Origin of the sequence: Streptomyces bambusae, from assembly GCF_020532645.1 — a bacterium.
Taxonomy (GTDB): Bacteria; Actinomycetota; Actinomycetes; order Streptomycetales; family Streptomycetaceae; genus Streptomyces; species Streptomyces bambusae.
Map to the genome: position 1 here is coordinate 181,399 of NZ_JAJAUZ010000003.1, position 13,252 is coordinate 194,650.

Consider the following 13,252-nt stretch of genomic DNA (forward strand, 5'->3'; position numbering starts at 1 on the left):
GTGTCCGGGACCGCGTTCGGCGTGGTCCTCGCCCGCGTCCTGCAGACCGGCGACCCCGGCGGTCACGCCCGGCGCGCCCTGGCAGCCTTCCCACAGCCCGAAGTCGTGCAGGCCGCACTGGACCGCTGATACGTCCCCGGTGGCGTCGGCGACGACACGCCGATGCGCACCACGCCGAGGCTGCGCGTCACCGAGGGCCCCGCGGCCGGGACACTCACCGTGCTCGGCAACTTCGTCGAGGTCTGGATCGCCAAGGAGGGACACGATGGTCTCGTCGGCATCAACCACCTGGAGAAAGTCCGACTGGCCACCGCACCCGCGATGTTCGGCGCGGTCCTGGCAGGTGTCGACCACGTCCTGGTCCGCGCCGGCTTACCCGGCCGGATCCCTGCCCTCGCCGACCGGCTGGCGTGCTGCGAACCCGTCGTCACGCAGATCGACGTAGCCTGCGGCGGCGGGGAACCCCTCGCCCACCGCTTCGATCCCGCGGCGCTGCCGACCGGGCACCGGCCCGGCCCGCTGCGCCGCCCGGACGTCCTCGCCATCGTCTCGCTCCCGGTCCTCGCCGCGTGCCTGGCACGGGACGGGGCCAACCGCCCCGACGGGTTCGTCGTCGAGACCAGCGCGGCGGGCGGCCACAGCGCGCCGCCGCGCGGGCGGCTGACCCTCGAAGAGCGGCGAGCCGGTCGCGGCGTACGTGCGCGAGGGCGGAGCGGTGGCCGACACCGAGGGCAAGCGCTGCCTGTGCAACGGTCTGCCGGCCACGATCGGCCTGGCCCGGCGCCGCCCGGACGGCCGCGTAGAACCGCCGCCGGCCACGATCGGCAAGGACCTCTCCTTCCTGCCCCGGCTGTCCCCGGACGCCGGCCCGTACACGGCGGCGGACGTGGGGGCATGGCCGGCGAGGGGCGTGGCGTGACCCCGGTACGTCGGGAGCGGCTGTACGCGGCGTCGCATGCCGCGGCGCGGCGCGGCGGGGGTCCTGGGAGGCGGCTGCCGGTCTATCTCTTGACGGAGAGCACGAGAGCTGAGCCGGCCGACGTTACGGAGCACCCATGGGCCTCGTCCACATCGCGATGTTCGCGACCCTCGACCTCGTCGGGCAGGCGCCCGGCGGCCCCGACGAGGATCCGGAGGGGTTCCCTTTCGGCGGCTGGCAGGCGCCGCTGCTGGACGAGGTCGCGGGGGCGCAGATCGGGGCCGCGTACGAGGGCACCGACGCGCTGCTGCTCGGGCGGCGTACGTACGACATCTTCGCCGGGTACTGGCCGCACCAGGAGGGCGGCCAGGACGACGAGTTCGCCGCGCTCTTCAACCGCATCCCGAAGTACGTCGCCTCCCGCGGCAATCCGGACCTGTCGTGGGCCGGTTCCACGCAGCTCGGTCCGGACCTGCCGGCCGCGGTGCGGGAGATCCGGGACCGGCACGAGCACGTGAAGGTGGTCGGCAGCCTGAACCTCGTCCAGACGCTCCTGCGGGAGAAGCTCTTCGACCGCCTCGACCTCTGGGTCCACCCGATCGTCCTCGGCGTCGGCAAGAAGGTCTTCGACGACGGCGCCGTCCCCACGAACCTCACCCTCCGGACCCCGCCGGCCGCCACCCCCGCCGGCACCGTCCACCTCCACTACGCCCTCGCCCCCGGCACCCCGGCCACGGGCGACATGAGCGCCCCGGACCGCGGGGTGTGATGAGAGACTCGTACTTTCATCAGGCAAAAGGGGAACCGGATGGCCGTCACGCTGGCCGAGGAAGTCGTACTGCTCGCAATGGACGACGAATCCGGAACAGGGAGGCAGCAGGAGGCCGTCCGCTGGGCAGCGGCCTGCGGCATCCTGGTCGAACTGGCCTTGGCCGGGCGCATCTCCGTCCCCCGCAGCCACCTTCACCTGACGGACCCCACCCTGACCGGTGATCCTCTCCTCGACGGCCGGCTCGTGCTCATCGGGCAGTGGCTGCGGGGGCGGAGCGTCGGCCGGGTGTCGGAGTGGCTGGTCAAGGACGAGCCCAGGGCTGCAGAGGCGGCCGTCGACCGTCTCTGCGAGCGGGGCGTGCTCGTGGCGGAGAAGCGCCGGGCGTTGGGGGTGTTCCCGGTGCGCCGCTACCCGCAGGCGGACGGTGCCGCCGAGCGTGACGTACGGGACCGCCTTCGCGCCGCCGCCCCTGGGCGGTGCCCGGCCCGACGCGCGGACGGCGGCCCTGATCGCCCTGATCCACGCCGTGAAGCTGCACGCCCTGGCCTTCCCCGACGATCTGTCCCCGCAGCTCAAGATCCGTACCGCGTCGATAGCCTCCGGCCAGTGGGCCTCCGACGCCGTCCGCACCGCCGTCCACGAGGTGCTGTTGGCGGTGCTGGGCATGAAGACCACGCCCCGCATCACGACGGCGAGCTAGGAGCGTACGCGCCGTTCCGCTGTCCGGTCGGAACGCGAGGTCGGATTTTCGCCAGCAGGGTGGGGCGGTTCGGGAGAGGGTCGGGGGCGGGGCGCGGTCGTGGCCGCGGCCCGTCACTCCGGTACTTCGCGAAAAGGGGCAGCGCATGCATGTCGTTCCCGGACTCAAGGTCCTGTACTTCGGGACTCCGGTGGTGCTGATCGGCACACGGAACGAGGACGGTACGGCGAACCTCGCGCCGATGTCCTCGGCGTGGTGGCTGGGTCAGTCGTGCATGCTCGGGCTCGGCAACAACGCGCAGACCACCGTGAACCTGCTGCGGGAGGGCGAGTGCGTGCTCAACCTGCCCTCGTCGGCGATGGTCGATGCCGTCGACCGGATCGCGCTGACCACCGGGAAGCCGGCCGTACCCGACTACAAGAGGAAGCAGGGCTACCGGCACGAGCCCGACAAGTTCTCCACCGCGGGTCTGACGGAGCAGGCGTCGGACCTGGTCCGGGCGCCCAGGGTGGCGGAGTGTCCGGTCCAGCTGGAGTGCCGGGTCGTCTCGGCGCATCCGTTCGGCGGTCCCGAACGGCACGCCACCGCCTTCGAAGTCGAGGTCCTCCGCGCCCACGTCGAGGAAAACCTGGTCATCCCGGGGACGCACTACGTCGACCCGCTCGGCTGGGACCCGTTGATCATGAAGTTCTGCGAGTTCTTCGGCGGCGGACACAACGTCCACCCGTCGAGACTCGCCGAGGGCTGGAACATGCCGCACGCGCTGCCGGTTCCGACCGCCTGAGCAGGCGGACCGGCAGCCCCGCCGGCATCAGGCCGCCTGGACCGCCATCGGCTCGACCAGCCCCGCCCGCCACTCCGGGCGGGGATCGGCGCAGAGGCCCGTCCAGTACTCCGTGCCGCGGACGATGCGTCCGTCGCGGACGGTCCAGAAGGAGGCCGCGCGGAACACTCCGGCGCCTTCGTGCGGAACCTCGACCTCGGAGACGACCTCGTCGCCGTCGGCGACGATGCGCAGGACGCGGATCGACCAGCCCTCCGGGTACTCGCGGTTCACGGCGACGTAGTTGTCGCGGCCCACGATGCGTTCCCCGCTGACCGGCCACTCGACGACGGCGTCCGCCGCGACCAGCGCGGCGACACCGTCCCAGTCCCGCGCCTCGATCCGCTCCCACAGCGCCGCTACGACCTTCGAAGACTCCATGGGTCACACCCTGCCAGACGTGCCCCCGAATGGCTCTACTTCCGGTCGGTCACCGTCGCCGTGAAGCCGCAGCACTCGAACGTACGGGTCCGGTCGCCGGAGAGTCCGGTGGTCTTCAAACGGTCCAGCCGGGCGGTGGTGTCGACGGAGGAGGCGATGACCGCGACACCGCCGGCGCCGCCGCGGATCGTGTCCTTGACCGAGGTGAACGTGCCGTCCTGGAAGGCGATGCCGTAGTACGTGCTGTCGACGAAGGTGTTGTGGCTGGTCTCCACATTGCCGAAGGCGTAGACGCCGAGCTGGTTGCCGACGAGGCGGTTCCGGGTGACCGTCACCCCCGTGTTGGCGAGGACGCCGGCGTGCTGGATGTCGGAGAAGAAGTCGGTGCCGCAGCCCGGGTCGGGCTCGCGGCAGGCGTTGTCGCTCACCCGGTTCCGCTCGACCCGTCCCGTCGCCTCGACGAACTCGATCCCGTCGGTCGAGATGCTCTTCTGGCCGGTGACGACGTTGCGCAGCACCGTGGCCTTCGAGTCCGCGCTGAGCACGACGATGCCGGCGCCCTGGTAGTCCGTGATCTTCGAATCCCGGATGGACGCCGACCCCGCGCCGGCGGGGAAGTCGCCGATGAGCACGGCGTTGGCACTCCGGAAGCACGGTGCCATCGGGGTGTCCTTGATGTGGGACACCGCCGCGTGGCTCAGGTCCAGGTGCGCTCCGCCCAGCACCCGGATGCCGGCTCCGAGGGCGCCCGCGTCGCACGTACCGGAACCCGGTCCGCTCACTGCCAGCCGGGACATCTTCACGGACGCCGCGCTGTCGATCGTGACGATCGAGTTGAGGCCGTCCGAGCCCGTCACCAGCGTCTCGGGGGCGAGGATGGTGCTCTTCCCGGCGCCCGCCCCGGTGAGGGTGAGGTCCTTGCGGATGGTCACCTGCTCGCGGTACACGCCGGGGCGCAGGACGATACGGCTGCCGGGCTGGGCGGCGTCGACCGCGGACTGGACGGTCGGGTAGGCCGTCGAGGGAACCTTCAGGTCACGCGGCTGCGATGCGGCGGACGGGGATGCGAGGGGGCCGAGAGCCGCGGAGGCGAGCAGCGTGCCGAGCGCGGCGGCGCAGCGGGTGCGGAGGGGGGTCATGTGCGTTTCCTCCCGGAGGAAGGGCCGGCTGCGCGGGGCCGCTCGGCGCCGTGGGACACGGGGCGGCCCGGCGGAACGGCCGGTTCGCCCGTGTCACCCGAGCACAGCGCGAGCGGATCCGGCCGGGACCGTGCCGAGGGGTGGGCCGTCCGGACCAGAGGTTCCACACGGCAAGACGGGCGCGCGCCCGGCGCGGGGGAGGCCGTGCCATGCCCGGCACGTGCACCCTGACGGGACTCCGGGAGACCCCGGTGTCAGATCGTGGTGGGCATGTGGGGCGCTGCTGCGACCCGGGCCATCGTCCGCAGTTTCGTGAAGTAGGAGGTGCAGTACTCCTCGTTGATCAGAGGAATGATCTTGTCGAGGTCGGCTATGCAGCTCCAGAGGCAGGCGATGCCGCTGTCGTCGAGTCCGCCCTTCAGCTCCTTCTGCACGAGGCCGGCGACGTCGGCGTCCAGGAGCACGAGGTCGACGCCGTCGAAGCCCACGCCGCGGAAGCCGTCGGGGAACAGCGCGCGCAGGTGGTCCTCCCACAGCCGGGCGAGTCCGCGTCCGGGCTGTGCTCCGTCCACATCGGCGGCCGTCGCCTCTGCCGTCGCAGGCGGGTGAAGGAGCAGGGAGACGGCATCGAAGACGGCCCGCAGCATGGTGACGGCACGGATCGGGCGGAGGGCGGCGCTTGACTCGCAGCCCTGCGTGAGTTTGTCGCGCAGCAGTCGGCTGCGGTCGAGTTCGGCGGCGAGCCCGGCCGTGATGAGCCCTGCGTCGCAGGCCCGCTCGATGAGGAGGTGGAGCGGTTCGGTCGTGGCCAGACGCTCGGCGAGGACGTGCTCCAGGGCGAACAGGGAATGCGCAACGGCGACGGTGGCGAACTCGTAGCGGTAGTAGGAGTGCCGGATGAGCTCGCGAGAGGTCTCCATCGCGCTCATGACGTACATCGACGCGTCGGCGGGCAGAACCAGGTCGGCAACCAGGGCGTGCATGCCCGCGTAGTCGAGGACGACGTCGCCGGCGCGCGGGTCCCGTACGGGCAGGAGGGACCGGCCGGGCGGCGGTGTTGGGGTGTTCACCAGCGCAGTTTCGTTGCCGGAACCCGTCGGTGCCATCGGATTTGCTCGGAGCGGTGGGCGTTCCGCTGCTGCCTGTGCCTGTGCCTGTGCCTGTGCCTGTGCCTGCCGCCTGCTGCCACCGGTGCGGTCCGACCTCAGAGAACGGCCTTCGGCTCCGCCCGGAGCTCGTCCGCGGTGCGCAGGGCCGCTTCGACGCGGCGGTTGCTCGTCATGGTCGAGGTGACGGCGGTCATGGTCAGGAGGAGGCCGGCGGCGGTGTAGAGCGGGGTGCGCACGTCGTACGCGGTGGCCAGCCAGCCGCCGAGGAAGGCTCCGAACGGGGCGGCGCACATGGCGAGCATGCGGGAGGTGGCGGCGACCCGGCCCATCAGGTGGGCGGGGACGATCGTCTGGCGGAGGGAGGGGGCGAGCACCATCGTGGCGCCGATGCCCGCTCCGCAGACGGCGAGCGCGAGGCCGGCGACGTACGGGTCCGGGGCGGCGGCGAGGCCCAGGACGGCGACCCCCTCGACGGCGGCCGTGCAGGTGAGCGCGGTGCCGGTGCCGAGTCGCCGGCCGAGGAAGGAGGCGATGCCCGCGCCGAGCAGACCGCCGGTGGCCTCCGCCGTGAGGAGCAGGCCGAAGCCGAAGGCGCCGATGCCGAGGCGTTCGTGAGCGAAGAGGGCGAGTACGGTCTCCACGGCGACGAACGCCACGTTCCCCACCGCCGGACGCAGCGCGAGCCCGAGCAGCAACCGGTCCCGGAAGACGTACGAGGCGCCGGCCCGGGCCTGCCGCAGCAGCGACTCGCGGGCCTCCGGTACGGGCCGGGGCGCGGCGGGCAGCGACCGTACGAGGATCGCGGAGAGCGCGAACGACAGCGCGTCGGCGAGCAGCGGGACCGACCGCCCGAGTGCGAGCAGGGCACTGCCGGCAGGCGGACCCGCGAAGCCGGACATGGCGGTCTGGGCGCCGCGCAGACGGGAGTTGGCGCGTTCCAGCAGTGCGGGACCGCGGCCGAGGAGATCCGGCAGGTAGGCCGTGGCGGCCGTGTCGAAGAAGAGCCCGCCGAGGCCGAGCAGGAAGGCGGTGGCCGCCAGGAGCGGAATGCTCAACAGGTCGAGCGCGGCCGCTGCCGCCGGTACCGCGAGCAGGGCTGCGCGCAGTGCATCCGTGATCCACATCGTGCGCCGGCGGTCCCAGCGGTCCACCAGGGCGCCGCCGAGCACCCCGAAGAGCAGCCACGGCAGGGTTCCGGCGGCGGTGACGACGGCGAGCGCCAGCGGGTCCCGCGTCAGCGTCAACGCGAGCAGCGGCAGCGCGGCATGGATCACCCCGTCGCCGAACGAGGACACCGTCTGCGCGGTCCACAGCCGACCGAATCCGGCCGGCAGTTTCTTTGCCTCCTGGGTCACTTGGCCTCCGCTTCGGTCTGCTTGCCGGTGGCCGGGTGGAAGAGGGCGAAGACGAGCGAGGTGTCCGGCAGGGACGGATCGGACAGCTTGCGGTACTCGTCCGCCAGGGCGTCGAGCCGTGCTCCGAGCTCTGCGAACTGCTCGTCGGTGAGCCGCAGATGCGCCATCCGCACGTGGCGCTCGGCGTCCGCCGGTGCGGCCTCCAGGTCCGCCACCGCGTGCCGCATCAGCATGTCCGGCCCGCCCTCGCCCGGATCCGGCAGCACGATCGACCGTGCGGCCATCGCGTAGTACCGCTCGTGGACTCCCCGCACCTTCCGCGTGCGGACGACCTTCACCAGGCCGGCCCGCTCCAGGAGCCGTACGTGGTAGCTGGAACTCCCCTTCGCGAGGCCCACCCGTTCGGCGATCTGCGTGATCGTCGCGGGCTCGAAGCGGAGCACGGCCATGATCCGGTGGCGCGTGAGGTTGGAGACGGCTCTGAGCTGCTCGTCCGTGGTGACGTGGAAGGTCTCGGGAAGATCATCGGTAGGCATGTGCACAATGGTCAACGCTTCTTGACCATTACGCAAGGGGGTGCATGCGGACTCCAGGAATCCGCGAGTGGCGGCTATGTGTCCCGGCCGCCGGGGTGTGAGAGGAGGCGGAAAACCGTTGGGCCGCCGCCGCGGCGCCGTGGGAGCATGCCTGCCGTTTCCGGGTGGAGGGCGTTTGTTCGTTTTCGTGTGTACGGGGTGTGGCGCCGAGCTGACGGCGCCGCTGGACCGGGTGGAGCTGCCGGTCCACGCGCGGCAGAAGTACGGGAACGGGCTCCAGCTCCCGGTGCTCATGGCACCGGGCACGTTCGCCGTGGAGCCGGAGGGCTGGGGCGCGCCCTGGCGGGGATGGCACGAGGTCGGGCCGGACGAGGCGGCGGAGCGCGGTGTTTTCGCGCCGGTGCCCCGCCTTTCCGACGCCCCGCCCGGCGCGGTCGTCATCGCGCCGGGCGAGGCCCACGGCACCGTGCTGGTGCCGGAGAACCGGGGGAGCGGCTACTGCTGCGGGCTCGACGGGGCCGGCGGACCCAACATGGCCTGCGCGGCGTGCGGCGTACCGGTGGCGACCCGCATCGACGACTGCTCGCTCTGGCAGGCGGTGTGGCTCGAACCGACCGCCGTACGGGGCCTGCCCGTCGAGGGGGCGGAGGCCGCCCCGCTGACCTGGGCCGAGGTGCTGGCGGCGGGCGAGCGCGTGCCGCCGTACGGGCCGGTCGTCAGCTGGGGGGACCGGCCGAGACCGGCGACCTGGTGGTCGGCGTGGAGCCCGCAGTGGGAGGCGGCCGCGGGCCGGGCGCTCGCGCACCTCCTCGTCGCTTCGGGCGGGCAGCCGGTGGCCGTCCCGGACGGACTGGCCGCCGAAGTGTTCCAACCCGCCCTCGACGCCCTGCTGCCCACGGGTCCGGCCACCCGGCACGCCGTCCTGGCGGGCCCCGACCTGCCCGTGCCCGGGGCCGGCGCGGACGTCCTGCTCGTACCGACCCACCCGCAGACCGGGGAGACGTGGGCGCCGGCAGCCGCGCACACCTGCGCGTACCGGGTCCCGCTGCCGTTCGGCGTGTGGTTCGCGCTGGCCTTCCCCCAGGCCGACCTGCCCGACCTGCCCGCGGGGCGGCTGCCGGCCGGGGTCAGCCGCGACGAGGACCAACCGCTCGCGCCGCCACGGCCCCACCACCCCTTCCAGGTCGACTTCGGCATCCTCCAGCAGACCCTCGTCCGCCTGCCCGCCGTCCGCCGCCCCTGGCTCCGCGACATCCTCGACGACACGCGGCGGCACACGTCGGCCGGCATGATCCAGCGGGGAACGGTCCTTCGGTGAACGGCTCCTCGGGGAACGGACCTGTGGACAACCGCGGGGGTTCTGTCAGTGCCGCCGCCTACCGTGCACACATGACCACGCTCACTGTCGAACAGTCATGGAACCGTATCGAGACGTGGCTTGAGCGGCATGCTGCCGTCAGCCACGGGCTGCTGCGACCGCCCGCGCTCCCGCAGGACATCGCGGCGGCCGAACGACGCCTCGGGCTGACGTTCCCCGCCGACCTGAAGGAGTCGCTGCTGCGACACGACGGCGTACAACTCCAGGACGGGACCTTGACGCTCGGCTACTACGGGCCGCTGTCCGGCATAGAGGACCTGGTCCGGAGCACCGAGTTCCTGCGGGACGTCGCCGAGGACCTCACCGATGACGAGGCCGAATTCGACGAGGAGGAGCGCGACCAGCACGCCTACTGGCCGCACGAACGCCTCCTGATCACCCTCGGCATCGGCTGGCAGTCCTCCGACGGACTCTTCCTCGCCACCCGACCCGGCCCGCACCGAGGCCGGGTCGGCCGGTACTTCGACGAGGACGCACCGTCCTTCACCCCGTGGCGGGAACTGCGCGAAGTCCTCGCCGACTTCGCCACTGCCCTGGAGAACGGCACGCCCTTCGACGGGCGTACACCCCTCGCGTACGAAGGCCGGCTGATCTGGGATGACGGGACGACGGTCATATCCGACCCCGTCTCGCCGCTCGGGCTGGCCGCCGAGGCCGCCGAGCCGGTGGTCGCGCCGGTCCCCGCGCCGGCATCCGGAGCGGCTCCGACCGTCGAGTTTGCCGACGGACAGTACGCCGTCCTCTCCTTCGGTGCGTTCGGAACGTTCGGAGCCCCGGCCGCCGCTGAGGAACCGCCCCCGCAGCCGGACGTGGTGTTCGTGGCGGGCCTCACGCCCGGGGAACTGCTCGACCGGCTGGGCGCGGTGCCCGCGACCGCCGGACTGCGCAGCAGGGAGCAGGCCCGGCTGGCCGCCGCCGCGCCCTGGGCGGCGTACCGGCCGCTGGTCCGGGCCGGGGTGTGCGGTGACGGGTGGTCGTACGCCATTCAGGAGGGCGGTGACGCCCAGTTCGGCCGCCCGGAGGTGCTGCGCAGGCTGTCCCGGGGGACCCGGGCGGTGCGGCTGACGAAGGAGGGGCCCGAGGTGCACGTCACCGTCGTCGACGACGGTGTGGCGCGGCCCGAGGCGGCCCGCCGGGTCGAGTCGCCCCGCGAGGACTACGTGACCGGACCCGACGGACAGGAGTGGCAGCAGGTGGGCGCCGATCCCTGGCCCGGTTCGACCGCGGCCTACGCCCGGCTGCTGGCGGCTCTGGCGGAGGAGTACGGAATCCACTGGGACCCGGCCGGCGACGGTGACGAGCCGCTGGCGAGCGCGCTGCTGCTGCCGGTCCTCGACGACATACGGCCGACGGGACACCCGGTCTCCGAGGTGCGCGAGGTGGACCTCGCCGGGCTCGTCGACCGCACACCGCCGGAGCGGCTGCGGTCCGCGATGGCGGCGCAGCTCGCCCGGCTGGCCGCCGAGACCGGCATCGGCACCTACCCGGAGATGGCGCACGCGCTCGAGCGGACGGCCCGGAACGAACCCGTGGACCTCGGCGCCGACGGCGCGCTCGACCTCCGGATACGCAGGCTCTCGGCGGAGGCCCGGGCGGCACGGGGGCTGCTGTACGAAGCCCGGCACGATGCGGAGCCGGCGCCCGTGACCGCGGCCGACGTGTCCGCGTGGGGGATACGGGACTCGGCGGCGGGGGCGCTGCGCGCGTTCGCGCTGCTGCCCCTCCCGGAGGCGGCGGAGCTGATCCTCAGCCGGCGCCTGTCCCTGCGCTGGCGCGACGAGCTCGCGGCGGACCTGGCGGGGCGGTAGGCCGGCCAGGACGTTCATTCGCCCTTCGAACTCACCCATCACCTTATGTCGCTGAGTTTCCGTGACAGGAGAGTGGAGGAGCGTGGTGCTGAAGCTGCTGCGGTCGGTGCTGCCCGTCCGCGCCGATTTCGCGGTGATGGCCCGCGCCCCGCGCCGGGACCTGCTGGCCGGGCTGACCGTGGCGATCGTCGCGCTGCCGCTCGCGCTCGGCTTCGGGGTCTCCTCCGGACTGGGTGCGGAGGCCGGGCTCGCGACCGCGGTGGTGGCCGGCGCGCTCGCCGCGCTGCTGGGCGGGTCGAACCTCCAGGTGTCGGGCCCCACCGGCGCGATGACCGTCGTCCTGGTCCCCATCGTCGCCCGGTACGGACCCGGCGGCGTGCTCACCGTCGGGCTGCTCGCCGGTGTGCTGCTCATCGCGCTCGCCCTGCTGAAGGCCGGCCGGTACATGGCCTACGTGCCCGCTCCGGTCGTCGAGGGCTTCACCCTCGGCATCGCGTGCGTGATCGGCCTCCAGCAGGTCCCGAACGCCCTCGGCGTGGACAGACCGGAAGGCGAGAAGGTCCTGACGGTGGCCTGGCGGGCGACCGCCGACTTCGTCGCCGCGCCGAACTGGACCGCGCTCGGCCTCTCCGCCGGCGTGGCGGCGGTGATGCTCGCCGGCGCGCGCCGACTGCCGACCGTGCCGTTCTCGATCGTCGCCGTGATCGCCGCGACGCTCGTGGTCCAGCTCTTCCCCCTCCACGGCGCCGCGCTCATCGGCACGTTGCCGGCCGGGCTTCCGGCCCCCTCGCTGGCCTTCCTCGACCTGTCGACGGTGGGCTCGCTGCTGGCCCCCGCGGTCGCGGTGGCCGCCCTCGCCGCCCTGGAGTCGCTGCTGTCGGCGACCGTCGCCGACGGCATGACGGTCGGGCAGAAGCACGACCCGGACCGGGAGCTGTTCGGGCAGGGCGTGGCGAACCTGGCCGCCCCGCTGTTCGGCGGGGTCCCCGCGACCGCGGCGATAGCCCGTACCGCCGTGAACGTGCGCACCGGCGCGACCTCCCGGCTCGCGGCGCTCACCCATGCGGTGGTGCTGGGCGTGATCGTGTTCGCCGCCGCGCCGCTGGTCTCCCGGATCCCGCTGGCGGCGCTGGCCGGAGTCCTCCTGGCGACCGCGGTCCGGATGGTGGAAGTCGGCTCCCTCAGGGCCATGGCCCGGGCGACCCGCGCCGACGCACTGGTCCTCGTCCTGACCGCCGCCGCGACCCTCGTCCTGGACCTCGTCTACGCGGTGATCATCGGCCTGGCGGTGGCCGGGGCACTCGCGCTGCGCGCGGTCGCCCGGCAGGCCCGCCTCGACCAGGTCGACTTCCGCCCCGACCTGCCAGGGGAGCACAGCGCCGAGGAGCACGCCCTGCTCGCCGAGCACATCGTCGCCTACCGCATCGACGGCCCGGTGTTCTTCGCCGGCGCCCACCGCTTCCTGCTGGAACTCGCCGAGGTGGCCGACGTACGGGTGGTGATCCTGCGGATGTCGAGGATCACGACCATGGACGCCACCGGGGCCCTCGTCCTCAAGGACGTCGTGGAGAAGCTGCACAGGCGGGGCATCACCGTACTGGCCTCGGGGATCCGACCCGGCCAGCGTCAGGTCCTCACTTCGGTCGGAGCACTGCAGCCGCTGCCCGTGGGGGAGGGGCCCGCCGGGCAGCCGGCACACCGCGGACACCCGGACCGCCAGGATGTCCACGAGGTCCACGCGTTCCGTGAGCCTCACGAGTTCCAGGCCTACGCCACCACCCCCGAGGCGATCGAGGCCGCGCGCAGCCTCCTGGAGCAGGACGGACTCGTTCCGGCCCGCCGCGCGCTGCACCACCCGCACCACTCGCACCACCCGCACCATTCCCGGAAGGCCGGCCGATGACTGTTCCCGCCGAGCGGATGATGCTGGAGATGTCCGGCACCGAAGCGCTGTGGCTCCTCGAAGGGGCCGGCGCCGGCCACCTCGTGTACGTCCAGCGCGAGCAGGCCGTGGTACGGCCGGCCTGCCACGTCCTGGAACACGGCCGGCTGATCGTCCGCGCGCCCGTGCAGCCGCTGGTCGTGCTCTCCCGCACCGTCCTGACGTACCACTGCGAGGACGTCCGGCACCCGGACGGCATCGGCTGGACGGTCACCGCGCACGGCCCCGCCGACCCCGTCACCGACCGCGACGAGGCCGCCCACTACCGGCGCACGCTGCCCGGCTGGGCCCACGGCCCGCACGACACCCTGCTGCGCATGACCCCGCAGTCCGTCACCGGGTTCCGGCTGGCCCGGCCCCGCGTCCCGGAGGGCCGGTGACGGCCGTCGC

14 protein-coding genes and 1 pseudogene are annotated in these 13,252 nt (G+C 73.1%); 10 read left to right on the plus strand and 5 right to left on the minus strand.

The genetic code is table 11. The features are described 5' to 3' along the window. From LG634_RS37715 to LG634_RS03580, 6 genes and pseudogenes are all read left to right on the plus strand, one after another. Positions 1 to 129 (plus strand): hypothetical protein, encoded by a 129-nt coding sequence (locus LG634_RS37715; RefSeq protein WP_264202653.1) that lies wholly within the window; start codon positions 1 to 3, stop codon positions 127 to 129. Positions 130 to 715: 586 nt separating this feature from the next. Next, entirely contained in the window at positions 716 to 919 is a 204-nt protein-coding gene (locus LG634_RS03565; protein WP_226732086.1) for a hypothetical protein, read from the plus strand. Positions 920 to 1,055: 136 nt separating this feature from the next. Next, positions 1,056 to 1,688: a dihydrofolate reductase family protein gene (locus LG634_RS03570; protein WP_226732087.1), complete on the plus strand. Its 633-nt coding sequence runs from the start codon at positions 1,056 to 1,058 to the stop codon at positions 1,686 to 1,688. A 78-nt stretch (positions 1,689 to 1,766) separates the two neighbouring features. Beyond that, a pseudogene (locus tag LG634_RS37720) lies at positions 1,767 to 2,102 on the plus strand (GOLPH3/VPS74 family protein); the annotation flags it as partial. 25 nt (positions 2,103 to 2,127) lie between these two features. Next, positions 2,128 to 2,391, plus strand: coding sequence for a GPP34 family phosphoprotein (locus tag LG634_RS38145; protein WP_308072252.1), 264 nt, complete (start codon positions 2,128 to 2,130; stop codon positions 2,389 to 2,391). A 145-nt stretch (positions 2,392 to 2,536) separates the two neighbouring features. Further along, entirely contained in the window at positions 2,537 to 3,175 is a 639-nt protein-coding gene (locus tag LG634_RS03580; protein WP_226732088.1) for a flavin reductase family protein, read from the plus strand. A 27-nt stretch (positions 3,176 to 3,202) separates the two neighbouring features. Here LG634_RS03580 and LG634_RS03585 read toward each other — a convergent pair whose 3' ends face one another. The 5 genes from LG634_RS03585 to LG634_RS03605 form a co-directional block, all read right to left on the minus strand. Then, positions 3,203 to 3,595, minus strand: a complete 393-nt coding sequence (locus LG634_RS03585; RefSeq protein ID WP_226732089.1) for a nuclear transport factor 2 family protein — start codon at positions 3,593 to 3,595, stop codon at positions 3,203 to 3,205. 35 nt (positions 3,596 to 3,630) lie between these two features. Beyond that, positions 3,631 to 4,734: a right-handed parallel beta-helix repeat-containing protein gene (locus tag LG634_RS03590; protein ID WP_226732090.1), complete on the minus strand. Its 1,104-nt coding sequence runs from the start codon at positions 4,732 to 4,734 to the stop codon at positions 3,631 to 3,633. Between the two features lie 254 nt (positions 4,735 to 4,988). Then, the gene (locus LG634_RS03595; RefSeq protein WP_226732091.1) at positions 4,989 to 5,804 is read right to left on the minus strand and encodes a hypothetical protein; all 816 of its coding nucleotides are present in this window, start codon (positions 5,802 to 5,804) and stop codon (positions 4,989 to 4,991) included. Between the two features lie 134 nt (positions 5,805 to 5,938). Further along, on the minus strand, positions 5,939 to 7,177 hold the full coding sequence (locus LG634_RS03600) for an MFS transporter (protein ID WP_264202684.1): 1,239 nt from the start codon (positions 7,175 to 7,177) through the stop codon (positions 5,939 to 5,941). 17 nt (positions 7,178 to 7,194) lie between these two features. After that, positions 7,195 to 7,734 carry an ArsR/SmtB family transcription factor gene (locus LG634_RS03605; protein WP_226732093.1) on the minus strand — a complete coding sequence of 180 codons (540 nt, stop codon included), beginning with the start codon at positions 7,732 to 7,734 and terminating at the stop codon, positions 7,195 to 7,197. 175 nt (positions 7,735 to 7,909) lie between these two features. Here LG634_RS03605 and LG634_RS03610 point away from each other — a divergent pair, with 175 nt between their 5' ends. The 4 genes from LG634_RS03610 to LG634_RS03625 all read left to right on the plus strand — a co-directional run bounded on the left by LG634_RS03610 (position 7,910) and on the right by LG634_RS03625 (position 13,242). Then, entirely contained in the window at positions 7,910 to 9,052 is a 1,143-nt protein-coding gene (locus LG634_RS03610) for a hypothetical protein (RefSeq protein WP_226732094.1), read from the plus strand. 71 nt (positions 9,053 to 9,123) lie between these two features. Further along, positions 9,124 to 10,920 (plus strand): SMI1/KNR4 family protein, encoded by a 1,797-nt coding sequence (locus LG634_RS03615; protein ID WP_226732095.1) that lies wholly within the window; start codon positions 9,124 to 9,126, stop codon positions 10,918 to 10,920. A gap of 136 nt (positions 10,921 to 11,056) precedes the next feature. Then, positions 11,057 to 12,823, plus strand: coding sequence for a SulP family inorganic anion transporter (locus LG634_RS03620; RefSeq protein WP_226732164.1), 1,767 nt, complete (start codon positions 11,057 to 11,059; stop codon positions 12,821 to 12,823). Beyond that, the gene (locus LG634_RS03625) at positions 12,820 to 13,242 is read left to right on the plus strand and encodes a pyridoxamine 5'-phosphate oxidase family protein (RefSeq protein WP_226732096.1); all 423 of its coding nucleotides are present in this window, start codon (positions 12,820 to 12,822) and stop codon (positions 13,240 to 13,242) included. Before LG634_RS03620 ends, LG634_RS03625 begins: the two co-directional genes overlap by 4 nt. Positions 13,243 to 13,252 lie beyond the last annotated feature (10 nt).